Annotated in this window: 14 protein-coding genes; 11 read left to right on the top strand and 3 right to left on the bottom strand. The window is 67.0% G+C overall.

The features are described 5' to 3' along the window. Positions 1-39 precede the first annotated feature (39 nt). From FPV16_RS10865 to FPV16_RS10820, 10 genes are all read left to right on the top strand, one after another. Positions 40-891 carry a cytochrome c oxidase subunit 3 gene (locus FPV16_RS10865; protein ID WP_018045001.1) on the top strand — a complete coding sequence of 284 codons (852 nt, stop codon included), beginning with the start codon at positions 40-42 and terminating at the stop codon, positions 889-891. 141 nt (positions 892-1,032) lie between these two features. Continuing rightward, positions 1,033-1,401, top strand: coding sequence for a DUF983 domain-containing protein (locus FPV16_RS10860; RefSeq protein WP_413629263.1), 369 nt, complete (start codon positions 1,033-1,035; stop codon positions 1,399-1,401). Then, positions 1,401-2,177, top strand: coding sequence for an SURF1 family protein (locus FPV16_RS10855; protein WP_227438209.1), 777 nt, complete (start codon positions 1,401-1,403; stop codon positions 2,175-2,177). Before FPV16_RS10860 ends, FPV16_RS10855 begins: the two co-directional genes overlap by 1 nt. Before the next feature lie 95 nt (positions 2,178-2,272). After that, complete coding sequence (locus FPV16_RS10850; protein WP_227438208.1) at positions 2,273-2,707, top strand: DUF4864 domain-containing protein; 435 nt, start codon at positions 2,273-2,275, stop codon at positions 2,705-2,707. Positions 2,708-2,905: 198 nt separating this feature from the next. Next, a complete protein-coding gene (locus FPV16_RS10845; protein ID WP_227438207.1) occupies positions 2,906-4,240 on the top strand; it encodes a glycosyltransferase in 1,335 nt (444 codons plus the stop codon). A gap of 133 nt (positions 4,241-4,373) precedes the next feature. After that, positions 4,374-5,786, top strand: coding sequence for a threonine synthase (gene thrC, locus FPV16_RS10840; protein ID WP_227438206.1), 1,413 nt, complete (start codon positions 4,374-4,376; stop codon positions 5,784-5,786). A 6-nt stretch (positions 5,787-5,792) separates the two neighbouring features. After that, positions 5,793-7,088: a M16 family metallopeptidase gene (locus FPV16_RS10835; protein WP_227438205.1), complete on the top strand. Its 1,296-nt coding sequence runs from the start codon at positions 5,793-5,795 to the stop codon at positions 7,086-7,088. A 335-nt stretch (positions 7,089-7,423) separates the two neighbouring features. Further along, positions 7,424-10,309, top strand: a complete 2,886-nt coding sequence (locus FPV16_RS10830) for an EAL domain-containing protein (RefSeq protein WP_227438204.1) — start codon at positions 7,424-7,426, stop codon at positions 10,307-10,309. A 114-nt stretch (positions 10,310-10,423) separates the two neighbouring features. After that, positions 10,424-10,801, top strand: a complete 378-nt coding sequence (locus FPV16_RS10825) for a hypothetical protein (RefSeq protein WP_227438203.1) — start codon at positions 10,424-10,426, stop codon at positions 10,799-10,801. Between the two features lie 76 nt (positions 10,802-10,877). Next, a complete protein-coding gene (locus FPV16_RS10820; RefSeq protein ID WP_227438202.1) occupies positions 10,878-11,834 on the top strand; it encodes a ferredoxin--NAD(+) reductase in 957 nt (318 codons plus the stop codon). Positions 11,835-11,911: 77 nt separating this feature from the next. Here the strand turns inward: FPV16_RS10820 and FPV16_RS10815 are convergent, their stop codons facing one another. From FPV16_RS10815 to FPV16_RS10805, 3 genes are all read right to left on the bottom strand, one after another. Then, positions 11,912-12,625 (bottom strand): RlmE family RNA methyltransferase, encoded by a 714-nt coding sequence (locus tag FPV16_RS10815; RefSeq protein WP_056140564.1) that lies wholly within the window; start codon positions 12,623-12,625, stop codon positions 11,912-11,914. Beyond that, positions 12,622-13,728: a Ppx/GppA phosphatase family protein gene (locus tag FPV16_RS10810; protein ID WP_227438201.1), complete on the bottom strand. Its 1,107-nt coding sequence runs from the start codon at positions 13,726-13,728 to the stop codon at positions 12,622-12,624. Before FPV16_RS10810 ends, FPV16_RS10815 begins: the two co-directional genes overlap by 4 nt. Positions 13,729-13,838: 110 nt before the next feature. Then, positions 13,839-14,309: a response regulator gene (locus FPV16_RS10805; protein ID WP_027172179.1), complete on the bottom strand. Its 471-nt coding sequence runs from the start codon at positions 14,307-14,309 to the stop codon at positions 13,839-13,841. 392 nt (positions 14,310-14,701) lie between these two features. Here FPV16_RS10805 and FPV16_RS10800 point away from each other — a divergent pair, with 392 nt between their 5' ends. Then, the gene (locus FPV16_RS10800) at positions 14,702-15,460 is read left to right on the top strand and encodes a cold-shock protein (RefSeq protein ID WP_227438200.1); all 759 of its coding nucleotides are present in this window, start codon (positions 14,702-14,704) and stop codon (positions 15,458-15,460) included. The last annotated feature ends 32 nt before the right edge of the window (positions 15,461-15,492 follow it).

Genomic DNA, 15,492 nt, shown 5'->3' with positions numbered 1-15,492 from the left:
GCTCGCGGCATTGGGCCCGGGGTGAGGAGAAGAGTTCAGATGGCCGAGGCGCACGCCAAGAATCACGACTTCCATATCTTGAGCCCGAGCCCTTGGCCGCTCTTGGGTGCCTTTTCCGGCTTCCTCATGGCGTTCGGCGCCGTGTTCTGGATGAAGAGCCTGCAGATCGGCACGCTCAGCCCCGGTCCCTACATCTTCGGCGCCGGCACGATCGGCGTGCTCTACGTGATGTTCTCCTGGTGGCGCGACGTCGTTCACGAGGCCAATGCCGGCGACCATACCCGCGTCGTCCAGCTTCACCACCGCTACGGCATGATCATGTTCATCGCCTCCGAGGTGATGTTCTTCGCCGCCTGGTTCTGGGCCTATTTCGAGGCGGCGCTCTACACCGCCGACCCGATCCAGACCACGCGCCTGGATTTCACCGGGGGCACCTGGCCGCCGAAGGGCATCGAGGCGTTCGATCCCTGGCACCTGCCGCTCCTCAACACGCTGATCCTGCTGACCTCCGGCACGACGATCACCTGGGCTCACCACGCCCTGCTGCACAACGACCGCAAGGGCCTGAAATACGGCCTGTGGCTGACGATCATCCTCGGCGTGCTGTTCACGGCCTGCCAGGCCTACGAGTACAGCCACGCGCATTTCGGCTTCTCGGGCAGCATCTACTCGGCGACCTTCTTCATGGCGACGGGCTTCCACGGCGCGCACGTCATCATCGGCACGATCTTCCTCGCGATCTGCCTCTACCGGGTCTATCTCGGCCAGTTCACGGTCCAGCAGCATCTCGGTTTCGAGTTCGCCGCCTGGTACTGGCATTTCGTCGATGTGGTCTGGCTGTTCCTGTTCGCCTCGATCTACGTCTGGGGCGCCGGCACGGCGGCTCACTGACGCTGATCACGCCTCATTGGGGCGAAGCGACACAGGTATGAGAATCAGGGCGGCGCGAGCCGCCCTTTTTCGTGCCATGACTCGCCGCGAATCCCATATGGGGCGGATGGCGGATTTACCCGTCGCCGAGGAGCAAGCATCGTGAACTCACCTCGGCCGCTACCGCCGCCAGTTCCCACCGGATTGCGCTGCCGCTGCCCCCGCTGCGGCAAGGGCGCGATGTTCGACGGCTTCCTGACGTTCCGGCCGTCCTGCGAGGTCTGCGGCCTCGACTATTCCAACTTCAATTCCGGCGATGGCCCCGCCTTCTTCGTCATGTCCATCGTCGGCATCGTCGTCGTCGGACTGGCCCTGTGGATGGAGATCACCTTCGAACCGCCGATCTGGGTCCACGCCCTTGTGGCCATCACCCTGTCGGTGGGCCTGAGCCTCGCTCTCGTGCGCCCCCTCAAGGGCATGCTGGCGGCGCTTCAATTCGCCAACAAAGCCGAGGAGGGGCGCTTTCGCTGATGCCGAAGCCTGTTCGTCCGGGCGCCGTGCGGGCGCTGGCCGCGCCCGCCATCGCCTCGCTGATCTGCCTCGCCATCCTGCTGAGCCTCGGCGTGTGGCAGTTGCAGCGCAAGGGCGAGAAGGAGGCCCTGATCGGCCGCATTGTCGCCCGCTCGCGCTCCGAGCCCCCTGCCCCTCTCCCGACTCGGGACGATTGGAATCCCGCGCGGGACGAGTTCGAGCGCGTGCGGGTGACGGGGATGCTGTTGAACGACCAAGAGACGTTGGTCCATGGTCTCGCGGCGGGTGCCGTACCGGGCAAGGCGCTCCAGGGGTTCTACGTTCTGACCCCGCTGAAGCGGGACGATGGCGGCAGCCTCGTCCTCGTCAACCGGGGCTTCGTGCCCACCGAACTGAAGGACGCCGCGCGGCGTGCGGCGGGACAAGTCGCGGGATCGGTCACGATCACCGGGATGCTGCGCGGTCCGGAGATACGGACCATATTCGTGCCGCCGCCGGAGCCCGCCAAGGGCGAGTGGTTCCATCGCGACGTCAACGGCATCGCCGCCGCCAGGGGCATCACCGTGATGCCCTATCTGATCGAGGCGGATGCCACGCCGAATCCCGGCGGCTGGCCCAAGGGAGGACAGCTTCGCGTCGATCTTCCCAACAACCACATGCAATATGCCTTCACGTGGTTCGGCATCGCCGCCTGCCTCCTCGGTGTCTTCGGCGTCTTCGCGTGGAAACGTCTGTCGGAAGAGCGTGACGGCACCGCGAGGAACGCGGGTGCGTAGCGGAAGCCGACAGAGTGCGCAGGATGGTCGGCTCTTGCCGGCCGGAAGCACCGCGCTATCCTGCGTCCGGTCGCCCCCTTCGCGGAGTGTGGTCCATGCGCACCGTCCTCTCCCTCCTGATCGCCTGTTTCTGCCTATTCTCGCTTGAGTGGGTCTCACCGGCCCGAGCCGCCGACGATGCGGCGAAGTCGGAGGCGCGGGCGACGGTGGAGCGGCAGATCGAGGCGTTCCGCAAGGACGACGCGGCCACCGCCTATGCCCAGGCCGCCCCTTCGATCCAGGGGATGTTCGCCTCACCGGAGACGTTCATCGAGATGGTGCGGAAGGGATATGCCGCCGTCTACCGCGCCCGCAGCTTCAGCATCGACCGTGTCGAGGAGAGCGGAGAGGACGGGCTTACCCTGGGGATGAAGCTGCAGGACGAGAACGGCGTCGACTGGATGGCGCTCTACAGCCTCGAGAAGCAGAATGACGGCGCCTGGCGGATCAATGGCTGCCGCCTCGTCAAGGCACCCGGCGACAACGCCTAGGCAACGACGGGCGCGGATGGCTTTGGCCCCTCCCTCCCGAAAACACGACATCCCATGGATGCAGGGCGCCCCGTTCGCGGCTAAGAGTGCCTCACGAAACTGACCGTGACCACCTGCCCTCGCTCCGGGCACGACGGCCCGGCAGGAATTCTGTGGGAGACGTTGCGCTCTTGCCGGATCGAGGGAGATGAGGTCGAGATGAGCGGAGCACAGCCGGTGGATCCGTATTGGGCGGCCCTCATCGCATTCCTGGACGAAGACGAAGCGCTGCTTGCCGCAACGGCGGCACCGGACGGGCTCAAGGAATATCGCCCGGACCTGATCGCCTTCTCGGACCTCGACGACATCCCCTCTGTCCAGCAGGTGGTTTGCCACAAGGGCCTGATCGAGCAGATTCCGGTGCGTCTGCTCGCCGCCAGTTTTGGAAGGGCCACGCTCGCCTTCTCGAACGAGGTATTCGTCGTCTTCCGTCTCGGGCACAGCGAGTCGGATCACGTTCGGTCGTTCGAGATCGATCTCGCCAACCATCTCTCCAGTTCGGATCTCGATGCCGGGCAGCCCGCCGCTCGGCGCAAGGAGGTGACCCGGCCGCTCCTCCGACGTCCCATCGCGTCTGAGAGACGCACGGGCGTGCCACGCGTCGTCGCGGCGCTGCAATCGCCGACGCTCCTCAACAACTGGGCATCCGCCGCCGGGTGGCAAATGGAAGCGGCCAAGCTCGGCGACCATGACGGCTTGGCGGAATCGGCCCTGCTCCAGGTTCCGTCCTGGGACGGAAGCGACGAGAACGTCGCGGCCGTCCTCGTGACCACTCCACTGCAGCTCGAGGAAGCCAGGAGGCGGCTACCCGATGCCGCCCATATCTGGATCATCCACAATGGGCGTGCGGGGCTTCTTCCGCCGAAGCTCATCGACGAGGTGGACGGCGTCATCACCTTGTCCCGTAAGGTCCTGGCCCTTCAGCGAACCCATCATCCGGCGCTGCTGCACAAACCGTCCTGGGTAATCGCCCCCTGGTACGAGGCCGAGCGGCGCTACCGATGGAGCGCGGATCGTGCCTGGACGATGAAGTCCCGGCCGAACACGCGCGATCGCTACGATCTGGCTTTGACCCATCAGGTCATCGAATTGGCCAAGCAGCGATCCGTCGACATCGTCATGTACGGGCAAGATACGGTTGGGGGCTTTCTCGACCGGCGTGCAAAGGACGAGTTGCAGAGCTCGTGTTCCTGCTACGTCAGTCCCCTCCCGCCCTGGGCCGGGTTCGGCCTGGCGCAGCACGAGTGCCTGTCGGCCGGCGTTCCGCTGGCGGGCCTGCTCTGGGGCGACCTGGAAGAGGACCTTCCGGCCCCGTATCCGGCTCTCACCGAGACGTTGGACGATCTGGCCGAGACCATCCGACGCCTCTGCACCGAGGAAGCCTATGCCGAGGCGGTGTCGGAAGCGGGGTTAAATTACATCGCGGAGGCGCGGACGAAGGCTCGGACGGAGCGCGCGATCGAACGGTTCCTCGACGAGGTCGGCGGAGCTTGATCGATTAGGGCTTCGCCAAAGCGGCGCCGCTTCCTTCGCCTATCGGCGAAGCGTGATCCCGGATGTCGGGAATTTCCGGCTTTCGACAGCGCCATCCACTTCGTGTAGACCGACCCCCTTCCCGGAGGCCCCTTTGCTACACGTTTCGACCCGCGGCGCCGCGGCGCCCCTCAGCTTTTCTGATGCTCTCCTCGCCGGCCTCGCCCGCGACGGCGGTCTGTATCTGCCCGAGAGCTGGCCGCAGATTTCCCGCGACGAGATCGCCGGGCTCGCCGGACAACGCTACGCCGACGCGGCCAAGCTCGTCCTGCGGCCGCTGATCGACGGCGAGATCGCGGATGCCGATCTCGACCGGATGATCGAGGATTCCTACGCCACGTTCCGCCACCCGGCGGTGTGCCCGCTGGTGCAGCTCGACGACAACCTGTTCCTGCTGGAGCTCTTCCACGGTCCGACGCTGGCGTTCAAGGACGTGGCGATGCAGCTCCTCGGCCGGCTGATGGACCACGTCCTGCGGTCCCGCCGCTCGCGCGCCACCATCGTCGGTGCCACCTCCGGCGATACCGGCAGCGCCGCCGTCGAGGCCTTCCGCGGCCTCGATCAGGTCGACATCTTCATCCTATTCCCGCATGGCCGCGTCTCCGAGGTGCAGCGTCGCCAGATGACCTCGGTGGGCGCGGACAACGTCCACGCCATCGCCATCGACGGCAATTTCGACGATTGCCAGAACATCGTAAAAGCGTTGTTCCAGCACGCGGATTTTGCCGATGAGCTGCGGCTTTCCGGCGTCAACTCGATCAACTGGGCGCGGGTCGCCGCGCAGGCGGTCTATTACTTCACCAGCGCCGTGGCCCTGGGCGCGCCGCATCGCCCGGTCTCCTTCGCGGTGCCGACGGGCAATTTCGGCGACATCCTCGCCGGGTGGGTCGCCAAGCGCATGGGCCTGCCCATCGAGCGCCTGATGATCGGCACTAATGCCAACGACATCCTGGCCCGCACTCTCGAGCACGGTGCCTACGAGGTTCGTGGCGTCCAGCCGACCACTTCGCCGTCCATGGATATCCAGATCTCCTCGAATTTCGAGCGCCTGCTGTTCGAGGCCCTGGGCCGCGACGCGTCGAGCCTCTCGCGGCTGATGGCCGGATTGAAGCAATCGGGTGGATTCCATCTCGACGAGGCGTTGCTCAAGACCGTCCGCGACGAGTTCGACGCCGCGTCCGTTCCGGAAGAGGCCGTCATCGCCGAGATCGCACGGGTGCACCGGGAGATCGGCATGGTCATCGATCCGCATACCGCCATCGGCGTTCATGCCGGCCGGCGCCTTCTCGAGAAGGACGCCAGGACCCCCGTCGTCGCCCTCGCCACCGCCCATCCGGCGAAGTTTCCGGACGCGGTCGCGCAGGCGACGGGCGGCCTTCGCCCCGTCCTGCCGCCGCACCTCGCCGATCTGCTGGATCGGAAGGAGCGTTTCACCCGCGTCGCCAACGATCAGGCGGCGGTGGAAGCTTTCATCCGCAGCCATTCGCGCATCACGGCGGGGAACTGAGAACCCATGAACCAGCATTTCGCGACCCATGGCGCGTCTCCCGGCCTGAAGGTGTCCCGCCTCTCCAACGGCATCACCGTCACCACGGAGACGATGCCCGGGGTCGCCACCGCGACCCTCGGCGTCTGGGTCGGCGCCGGATCGCGCCACGAGCGGCCTGACGAGGGCGGCCTCAGCCACCTCATCGAGCACATGGCGTTCAAGGGGACCGAGACCCGCTCGGCCCGCCGGATCGCCGAGGACATCGAGAATGTCGGCGGCGACATCAACGCCGCCACCAGCGCGGAAGGCACCAGCTACACCGCCCGCGTCCTCGGCGAGGATGCCGGCGTCGCCTTCGACGTCATCGGCGACATCCTCACCCGCTCGGTCTTCGACGCGGGCGAACTCGCCCGCGAGAAGGGCGTGATCCTGCAGGAATACGCCGCCATCGAGGATACGCCCGACGACGTGGTCTACGAGGCCTTCACCGCGGCGGCCTTTCCGGACCAGCCGATCGGCCGTCCGATCATCGGCACGCCGCAGACCATCGCCAGCTTCGACCGCAACGCGATCGAGGCCTATCTCGCCCGCGAATACACCCCGGACCGCATCGTCGTCGCCGCAGCGGGCGCCATCTCCCATGAGGCCATCGTGGAGGCGGCCGAGCATCATTTCGGCGGCATGCCGGCGACGGTCGCTCCCGAGATGGTCCCCGGCACTTATGTCGGCGGCGAGAAACGGATTCAGAAGAAGCTCGAACAGGCCAATCTCGTTCTCGGCCTGCCCGGCCTCTCCTTCCGCGACGAAGGCTACTACGCCCTGCACATGTTCGCGCAGGTGCTCGGTGGCGGTCTCACCTCGCGGCTCTGGCACGAGGTGCGCGAGACCCGTGGCCTCGCCTACGAGATCCAGGCGTTCCACTGGTCCTTCGTCGATTGCGGCCTGTTCGGCATCGGCGCCGGCACGTCCGGCTCGGATCTCGCCGAACTCGTCGACGTGACACTGGCCGCCACGGCCACGGCGGCGCGCGATGCCGATTCCATTGAGGTCGCCCGCGCCAAGGCGCAGGTGAAGGTGGCGCTGCTGTCCGCCCTGGAGACCCCCGGCGGCCGGATCGAGCGCAATGCCCGGCAGATGCTCGCCTGGGGCCGGGTGATCCCGCCACAAGAGGTCATCGCCAAGATCGATGCCGTCACCGTGGACGACGTCAGGGCGGCGGGATTGCGCCTGCTCTCGGGCGCCCCGACGCTCGCCGCGATCGGCCCGATCAAGAAGCTGCCCTCCCTTGAGAAGATGAAGGGCGTGCTCCAGGCAAAGTGAGGAGCGCTTCCGCTCCGGTGGCCTGGCATCGAGGGTCAGGCCACCGGACGACACATCGGACGGCCGGCACATTGCCGTAGGTCTGCTTTCATACCGATCATTGTCGCCCCTGGCAGTGTTTCGGGCTCCGGCTCCCAGCCTCAGGAGCGTGTCCGGCTTGTTTTGGCCGCAAAAGGACGCGATCCAAAACTTCTCGGCGCTACGCCAAGAAGCAGTGGGTGCCTCGAAGTCGGGCAGACCGCTCGCCTTGTCCGTGGACCCCCCCGCCGGTACGACTGGGCCACAAGCTGAGCCGTATTCCTCGTCAGTGCCCGCCCGGCCGGAACACTCGCCCGTTGCGCAGATCCTTCCTCGTCCTCACCGCGTTTGTCTCGGTCCTGATCGGCCTCCTCGGAACGGGGGCGCCGGCTTCGGCCGTGGAAGCCGTGCGCGTCACCCTCGACGCTCCGGCGATCGACCTGACACCGATGATCGAGCGCTACCGCTCGGACGGCGACCTGATCCAGATCTCCACCGCCCCCGGCAAGGACGGCATCGTCCGCCGCATCGTGGTGAAGGCCCGCGACAGCGGCGCTCGGCCCGACTGGATGGTGTTCGCGCTCACCAACGACACCGACGAGCAGATCGACCGGGTCCTCGTGGCGCCCCATTTCCGTCTCGTCGGCTCGGGCGTGATCTGGCCGGATCTCGGCGGCTCGCGCATCGCGGCGATCACGGCGAGCCAGGGCATCAGGCCCGAGCGTGACGAGAACCCGGAAGCCGACCAGTTCGTGATCACCCTGGATCCCGGCGCCACCGTCACCTTCGTCGCCGAGTTGAACGGACCGAACGTGCCCCAGGTCTATCTCTGGGACCAGGAAGCCTACCGCAAGAAATCCACCGGCCTGACGCTCTACAAGGGCATCATCATCGGCATTGCCGGCCTGCTCGCCCTGTTCCTCACGATCATCTTCGTGGTGAAGGGCGCGATCATCTTTCCCGCGGCCGCCGCCCTCGCCTGGGCCGTGCTCGCCTATGCCTGTATCGACTTTGGCTTCCTGCAGCGGGTCTTTCCCGTCACCGAAGTGGCCGAGCGGGTCTACCGGGCCTCCGCCGAGGCGGTGCTGGGTGCGACGCTCCTCGTCTTCCTGTTCGCCTATCTTAACCTGAGCCGCTGGCACGTGCGCTACGGCCATGTGGCCTTCTTCTGGCTCGCGTTCCTGGCCGGCCTCGTGGGTCTGGCGGTGTTCGATCCGCCGGTGGCGGCGGGTGTCGCCCGCATCTCGATCGCTGCCGTCGCCGGCGTCGGCCTCCTGCTGATCGTCTATCTCGCCATTCATAACGGTTACGACCGGGCGATCCTGCTGGTGCCGACCTGGTTCCTGCTCCTCGTCTGGGTCGTGGCCGCGGGCTTCGCCATCACCGGCCAGATCGGCAGCGACCTCGTCCAGCCGGCCCTCATCGGAGGTCTCGTCCTCATCGTCATGCTCATCGGCTTCACGGTGATGCAGCACGCCTTCACCGGGGGCGGCATGACCCATTCCCTGGTCTCGGACACCGAGCGGCGCGCCCTCGCCCTGACGGGCGCCGGCGACGTGGTGTTCGATTGGGACGTGCCGGCGGACCGGGTCTTCGCCGGACAGGAGATCGAGAACCAGCTCGGCCTGAAGCGCGGCACCCTCGAAGGGCCGGCCTCGAACTGGCTCGGCCTCGTCCATCCCTTCGACGTGGACCGCTATTCGGCCGCCCTGGACACGGTGATCGAGGAGCGGCGCGGCCGCATCGTCCACGATTTCCGCCTGCGCTCTACGGAAGGCCTCTATGTCTGGTATCGGTTGAAGGCCCGGCCGGTGATCGGCCCGGACGGCGAGGTCATCCGCATCGTCGGCACCATCTCGGACGTCACCGAGGTGAAGACGGCCGAGGAGCGCCTTCTCTACGACGCGATCCATGACAGCCTCACCGGCCTGCCCAATCGCGAATTATTCAACGACCGCCTCGACGCCGCCCTCGCCTTCGCGAGTCAGGACGCGCGCCTGAAGCCGACGACGATCCTCCTTGACGTCGACCGGTTCAAAGCGATCAACGACGCCATCGGTCTCTCGGCGGGCGATTCGATCCTGCTCACCCTGTCGCGCCGTCTCGGCCGGCTCCTGCGTCCGCAGGATTCCCTCGCCCGCATCGCGGGCGACGAGTTCGGGCTGATCCTGCTCTCGGAGCGCGAGCCCGACCGCATCATCGCCTTCACGGACATGATCCGCCGGGCCATCGCCACGCCCATCACCTATGCCGACCGCGAGATCTTCCTCACCGTCTCCATCGGCATCGTCCTGCACGAGGCCGGTGCCGCCCTGAAGCGCGAGGACGTGTTCAAGAACGCCGAGATCGCGATGATCCAGGCCAAGCGCAACGGCGGCGACCGCACCGAAGTGTTCCGCGCCTCCATGCGCAACGAACGCAGCGACCGGCTGATGCTCGAGGCCGACCTGCGCCGCGCCCTGGACCGCAACGAGATGAAGGTGCTGTTCCAGCCCGTCGTCCGCCTCGAGGATCGCACGGTGGCGGGGTTCGAGACGGTTCTGCGCTGGGACCACCCCAAGCTCGGCCGTATTCCGCATTCCACCTTCATGCCCATCGCCGAGGAGTGCGGATTCGTCGTCAATCTCGGCATTTTCGCTCTGGAGCGCACCGCCCTCGAACTCGCCGCCTGGCAGCGCTCCCTCGACGTCGATCCGCCGATCTTCGCCTGCGTGAACGTGTCCTCGCGCCAGATCCTCCGACACGACCTGCTTCACGACGTGAAGACGATCATGGCGCGGTCTGGGGTGCTTCCCGGTTCGCTCAAGCTCGAACTCGGCGAAGGGCTGGTGATGGAGAACCCGGAATACGCGGCCCAGATGCTGAGCCGCATCCACGATCTCGGGGCGGGCCTGTCCCTCGACGATTTCGGCACCGGCTACTCGGCCCTGTCCTATCTCCAGCGTTTCCCGTTCGACACGATCAAGATCGACCCGACCTTCGTGCGCCAGATGGCGGCCGGGCACTCGGTGATGCTGCGCTCCATCGTCAAGATGGCCCAGGAACTCGGCCTCGCGATCATTGCCGACGGCGCCGAGAACGAGACCGACGCGCAGGCCCTGGCCGAGTTCGGCTGCGAATACGCGCAAGGGACCGCCTTCGGCGATCCGATGTCGATGCTTCAGGCCCGCCAACTCGTCGGCGCGGCACCGGAAGCGGCCTGATCGCGAAACCGCGACGGTTGAATTAAACCTCCCTTAACCATGATCGCTCATCGTGACGATCGAGATGGATCGAGCGGCGCGGCACGGTCTGCCGTTCGACAGGAGGCGGGCGTGATGGCCGAAGCGGCATTGCGATTAAGCGACGAATTCGGCCACGGCGAGGATTTCGGCTCGGATATCGTGAAGCGCCTGATGGCGCGCCCGATCCGCACCAGCCCCACCCCGAAGCGCGTGGACATCGCACCGGTGGCGTTGCCGGTCGAGCCTCGGGCGGAGGTGATCGAGGAGACCGCCCCCTCCGATGACCTCGCGCGCCTGCGCTCCGAGATCATGGTGATGAAGGCGGTTCTGCGCGCCGAGCGGGAAGAGGCCGCCAACGTCCGCGCCAGCATCGAGCGCCTCGCGGGGCCGGCACCGCTCTCGCCCGAAGCCTGCGCGGTGCGCGACCGCTGGGCCGCCCTCGTGGATCAGCTGCTCGACGGACACCGGTGAGGTCTCCGCCATCGGCCGGCGCACGTCACCCGATTCCGGCTTCCTTTCGACTTCTCTCACCTCTCGAGGCTCGACCATGAGCGCGCGCTGCTCGCTTGTCGTCAACGGCAAGGCCGTGCGGGTCTCGACCGGCGATACGCCGCTCGAAGCCGCCCTTGCCGATGGCGTGATCGCCCCCACCACCGGCCTGCACGGCTCCCATCTCCTCGGCCAGGGCGCCAGCCCTTCCTCGCGCCGTGCCCAGGCCCGCCTGCACCGTGCGGAGCCCGTCAAGCTCTCCACGCCCCGCGCCTCCAAGGCGGCCGAGAGCCTCGTCTTCGCCGAGGTGAAGCCGGCCGCCCAGGCACGCCGGGTCGGCACGGTGACTCAGATCGTTCCGCTCGGTGCCCATGTGGTCGAGGTGGTGGTCACGATCACGCGCCGTCTCGCCATCGAGCCCGGCCATCAGGTAACCGCCACGTTCGAAGGCTTCGACCCGATCGACGTGAGCCCGACCCTGCGCCTCGACGGCACGACGGAGCTCAACGAACTCGTCTTCCACCTGCGTGTCGGGCATGCCTGCGACGCGGTCGCCCATGCCCTCGGCGAGGAGATCCTTCTCGGCCATCCGGTCAAGATCAAGGGTCCGGTCGGCCGCGGCTACTATCGCCCCGGCGGCGGTCGCCTGCTACTCGTCGGCCGCGAGACCGGCTTCGCGCCGATCTGGGCGATCGCCCGGGCGGCGCGCTACATCGAGCCACAGCGCGAGATCGTCGTGGTGATCGGCGCCAGCGACCCCCTCGACCTCTACATGCGCCCGTCGCTCGACTGGCTCAGGGCCACCGGCGTCTCACGGATCACCCTCGTCGCCGACAGGACGCGGCAGCGCCCCCCGGATGTCCGTCCGGGTCCCCTCACCGCGCATCTCACCGGCCTGAAGACCACCGACGTCGTGCATGTGGCCGGCGACTCCTCCACCGTGGGTGCGGTCGAGGTCCTGGCGGCGGGTGCGGGGGCGCGATGCTACCCGATCCTGATTCCGCAGGGACTGTAGCCGCGCCGCCTCAGACCGAGCAGCGCGGTGCAGTCGCATGGGCAGACGGCCATGAGACAACTCATCGCCGTCCGGTATCAGGCGTCGTCCTCGGCGGTTTCGGCGACGGCACCGCGAAACCCGGTGGCCAGCACGTAGAGTTCGCTCGAATCGGCGCGGCTCGCCGAGGGCTTCACGTGCCGCACCAGGGTGAAGTCGCGCTTTAGGTCGGCGAGCAGGGTGCCCTCCGTCCCGCCCTGGAAGACCTTGGCGAGATAGGTGCCCCCCGGCGCCAGCACTTCGCGGGCGAATTCGGCGGCGGTCTCGGCCAGACCGATGATCCGCAGGTGGTCCGTCTGCTTGTGCCCGGTGGTGTTGGCCGCCATGTCGGACATGACGATATCGGCCTGCCCGCCTAGAAGATCGATCAGCCGCTTCGGCGCATCCGGATCGAGGAAGTCGAGGGTGATGAACTCGACGCCGACCATCGGCTCGATCTCGAGGAGATCGATGCCGACGATCCGGCCGCTCGGCCCGACGATCTTGGCGGCGACCTGGGACCAGCCGCCGGGTGCTGCGCCCAGATCGATGATCTTCTGGTTCGGCTTCAAGATCTTGAAGCGCTCGTCGATCTCGAGAAGCTTGAAGGCCGCGCGCGAGCGGTAGCCCTCGCGCTTGGCCCGCGCCACGTAGGGATCGTTGAGCTGCCGTTCGAGCCAGCGCTTCTGAGAGGCGGTGCGGCCGCGCCCCGTCTTGACCCGCTGCTTGAGATCGCCCCGCAACCCGCCGCCCGCACCCCGCCTGTCGGTCAACGGTAGCCTCCGCGGCGCCAGACGCCGTCTTCGCGCATCATGTTCATCAAAAGACCTTCGCGCAGCCCCCGGTCGGCGATGCGTAGCCGTTCGGAGGGGAATGCCCGGCGGATTGCTTCCAGGATAGCGCAACCCGCGAGCACGAGATCGGCCCGATCCCGGCCGATGCAGGGATTGTCTGCCCTCTGGTCGAGGCGCGTGTCGAGCAGATCGTCGATGGCGTCGCTCACCTCGCCGTCGCTCATCCACAACCCGTCGACGCGGCGGCGCTCGTAGCGTGCCAGTCGCAGATGCATGGCGGCCAGCGTCGTCACCGTTCCGGACGTACCGAGGAGATGGAAATGCCGGGCATTGGCCGCCGGCGCGGCGCGGATGGCGAAGCGCGACAGCATGTCGGCGACCTCCTCGACCATGCCCTCGAATGTCAGGCGGGTGACATCGGCCGCTCCGTGCCGCTCGGCCAGGGTGACGACGCCAACGGGGAGCGAATCCCAGGCGCGGATCCGTAAGGTGGGGTCCGCCGAAGGGTTGGTGGCCGCACCGTCGAGCCAGGCGATCTCGGTGGAGCCGCCGCCGATATCGAAGATGACCACCGATTCCGAGTAGGGGTCGGCCAGGGCCGCGCAGCCGGTGACGGCGAGATAGGCTTCGGTCTGCCGGTCGACGATCTCGAGATCGAGCCCCACCTCGTCGCGCACCCGCGTGACGAAATCCGCCCCGTTGACGGCGAGCCGGCACGCTTCCGTGGCGATGATCTTGGCGCGGGCGACGCCGCGTGATTCCATCTTGGCGCGGCAGACGCGCAGAGCCTCCAGCGTGCGCTCCACCGCGGCTTCGCTGAGACGGTCGGACGTGCCCAGCCCCTCACCGAGGCGGACAATGCGGGAGAACGCATCGACCACGCGAAAGCCGTGGGAGGCGGGTTCGGCGATCAGCAGGCGGCAATTGTTCGTGCCGAGGTCGAGGGCGGCATAAGTGTTGCGCCGCCCGGGACGGTAGCCCACCACGGGCGGTCGACCCGCATCCGGCAGGGCGGGAGCGCTCGGTGAAGGCGGGCCGGCCATGGGGCGGGCCGGCATCATGGCGGCGCTCTCTTCCCTCATCGGCCTAGCCGGCATCCTCGATCGTGGCCCGACCGGGATAGATCGGCCATCATGCAATAAGAAGCCTACAGGCCTTGGGCGTCAGTGCAAAGCCTCGATCCGAGATCGCGTCAGAGAGCTTTGCCGGCTGCCGTCGTTCTCGGGACCGGGCGCAGCAGGCTCTTCACCTGGGAAAACGGCCGCGGCCGGTTGATGACTTCGTCCAGGCGCGACCACAGGGTCTTGGGCGAGAACGGCTTGGCGATGATCTCATTGACCCCGAGGGAGATGGCGCGGTCGACGACGTTGCGGCGCGGCTGCGCCAGCATCAGGATGATCGGAACGGTGGGCGACGGCGACGTGGTGGGCGTGCGGGCAAGGCGGATGAACTCCTCCCCGGACAGGATGGCCAGATCCCAGTCGAGGATCGTGATGTCCGGCTTGCTCTCCGCCAGCACGCCCAGCGCCTCGGCACCGTCCGGTGCTTCGAGGACGCGTTTGATTCCCACGCGCATCAGCATGTCGCGAACGATTCGGCGAATATAGAGACTCTCATCCACGACGAGGGCCGAAAGATCCGGAAATGACGGGGTTGCGATCATCGGCCAGGGGTTCCGGGCCACCGGCTTTCGCAGGCGCCTGCGCGCATCCTAGCGGCCATCGATGTGCATTCTCCTAACGCGACCGGGAAAATTTCGGAACGCGAAGTCGTTCATCCGCATGGCGTTTGCGCATCCTGTACGCAATGGCCCTCTGCGGCGAAGGCAAGCCGGAGGCAAAACGGAGCACGTAAATTGTCGCAGGAAATCCGCGGAACCTTGCAGAGTCCGGCGAGAAGAGCCTTGCGAGAGAGCCAAGATTCAGTCAGGACTAAGGCGTTATTCTTGGTCACCGCTGCTGAGAGTGATGATAGTGTGGTGAAGTGCCCGTCTGGGACGGCGCGCACCCGGTATTCAAAGACAGATGGTCGGCGGACGGTTTTTGCGAGCTTTCGATGGGACGTGGTCGTGATTTCAGGGGGCCGCAGAAGCGCGGCTTCGATGAGGGTGGTGCCGAGCCTCGCTGGCCGGATCAGGCACCCCCGAGCGGTGGCTTCGGCGGTGGATATGGCGGTGGCGGCGGCGGTTTCGATCGTGGTCCGGCCCGTGCAGCAGCCGCTCCCTCTGGACCGGAGCGCGACGCGACGGTCAAGTGGTTCAACAAGGAGAAGGGCTTCGGCTTCGTCGAACTGGCTGACGGTTCCGGCGACGCGTTCCTTCACATCCGCGCAGTCGAGGCTGCGGGCCATGCCGACCTGCTTCCCGGCACGCGCCTGACCGTTCATACCGCGCAGGGCCAGAAGGGTCCGCAGGTCACGGACGTGACCAGCGTCGATACCTCGACGGCCGAGGCCGAGGCCCCGCGTCGTGCGCCCGCACCCCGCGCCGGTGGTTTCGGTGGCGGTGATCGCTTCAGCGGCGGCGGTGGCGGCAGCTACGGCGGCGGCAACGATCGCTTCGGCGGCGGTGGCGGTGGCGGTGGTCGTTTCGCTAGCGGCCCATCGGTCGAGATGAGCGGCACCGTGAAGTGGTACGATCCGGCCAAGGGCTTCGGCTTCGTCTCCGTCAATGACGGCGGCAAGGACGTGTTCGTCCATCGCTCGGCCCTGTCGCGCGCCGGACTCGAGTCCCTCGCCGAAGGCCAGCAGGTCACCCTCAGCGTGATCGACGGCCAGAAGGGCCGCGAGGCCCAGAGCATCAACGCCGATTACTGATCGGTGAGAAAGCTTTTAGGGAAGACCGCGGT

It is taken from the genome of Methylobacterium sp. W2 (assembly GCF_020662345.1).
Taxonomy (GTDB): domain Bacteria; phylum Pseudomonadota; class Alphaproteobacteria; order Rhizobiales; family Beijerinckiaceae; genus Methylobacterium.
The sequence above is the reverse complement of the archived record's forward strand: the minus strand, read 5'-3'. Positions and strand labels throughout refer to the sequence as shown.

What these genes read in the sequence shown, in the direction of transcription:
- FPV16_RS10865 (WP_018045001.1), top strand. Translation starts at nt 40, where the DNA reads ATGGCCGAGGCGCACGCCAAGAATCACGACTTCCATATCTTGAGCCCG.
- FPV16_RS10855 (WP_227438209.1), top strand. Translation starts at nt 1,401, where the DNA reads ATGCCGAAGCCTGTTCGTCCGGGCGCCGTGCGGGCGCTGGCCGCGCCC.
- FPV16_RS10850 (WP_227438208.1), top strand. Translation starts at nt 2,273, where the DNA reads ATGCGCACCGTCCTCTCCCTCCTGATCGCCTGTTTCTGCCTATTCTCG.
- FPV16_RS10845 (WP_227438207.1), top strand. Translation starts at nt 2,906, where the DNA reads ATGAGCGGAGCACAGCCGGTGGATCCGTATTGGGCGGCCCTCATCGCA.
- FPV16_RS10835 (WP_227438205.1), top strand. Translation starts at nt 5,793, where the DNA reads ATGAACCAGCATTTCGCGACCCATGGCGCGTCTCCCGGCCTGAAGGTG.
- FPV16_RS10825 (WP_227438203.1), top strand. Translation starts at nt 10,424, where the DNA reads ATGGCCGAAGCGGCATTGCGATTAAGCGACGAATTCGGCCACGGCGAG.
- FPV16_RS10820 (WP_227438202.1), top strand. Translation starts at nt 10,878, where the DNA reads ATGAGCGCGCGCTGCTCGCTTGTCGTCAACGGCAAGGCCGTGCGGGTC.
- FPV16_RS10810 (WP_227438201.1), bottom strand. Translation starts at nt 13,728, where the DNA reads ATGAGGGAAGAGAGCGCCGCCATGATGCCGGCCCGCCCCATGGCCGGC.
- FPV16_RS10805 (WP_027172179.1), bottom strand. Translation starts at nt 14,309, where the DNA reads ATGATCGCAACCCCGTCATTTCCGGATCTTTCGGCCCTCGTCGTGGAT.
- FPV16_RS10800 (WP_227438200.1), top strand. Translation starts at nt 14,702, where the DNA reads ATGGGACGTGGTCGTGATTTCAGGGGGCCGCAGAAGCGCGGCTTCGAT.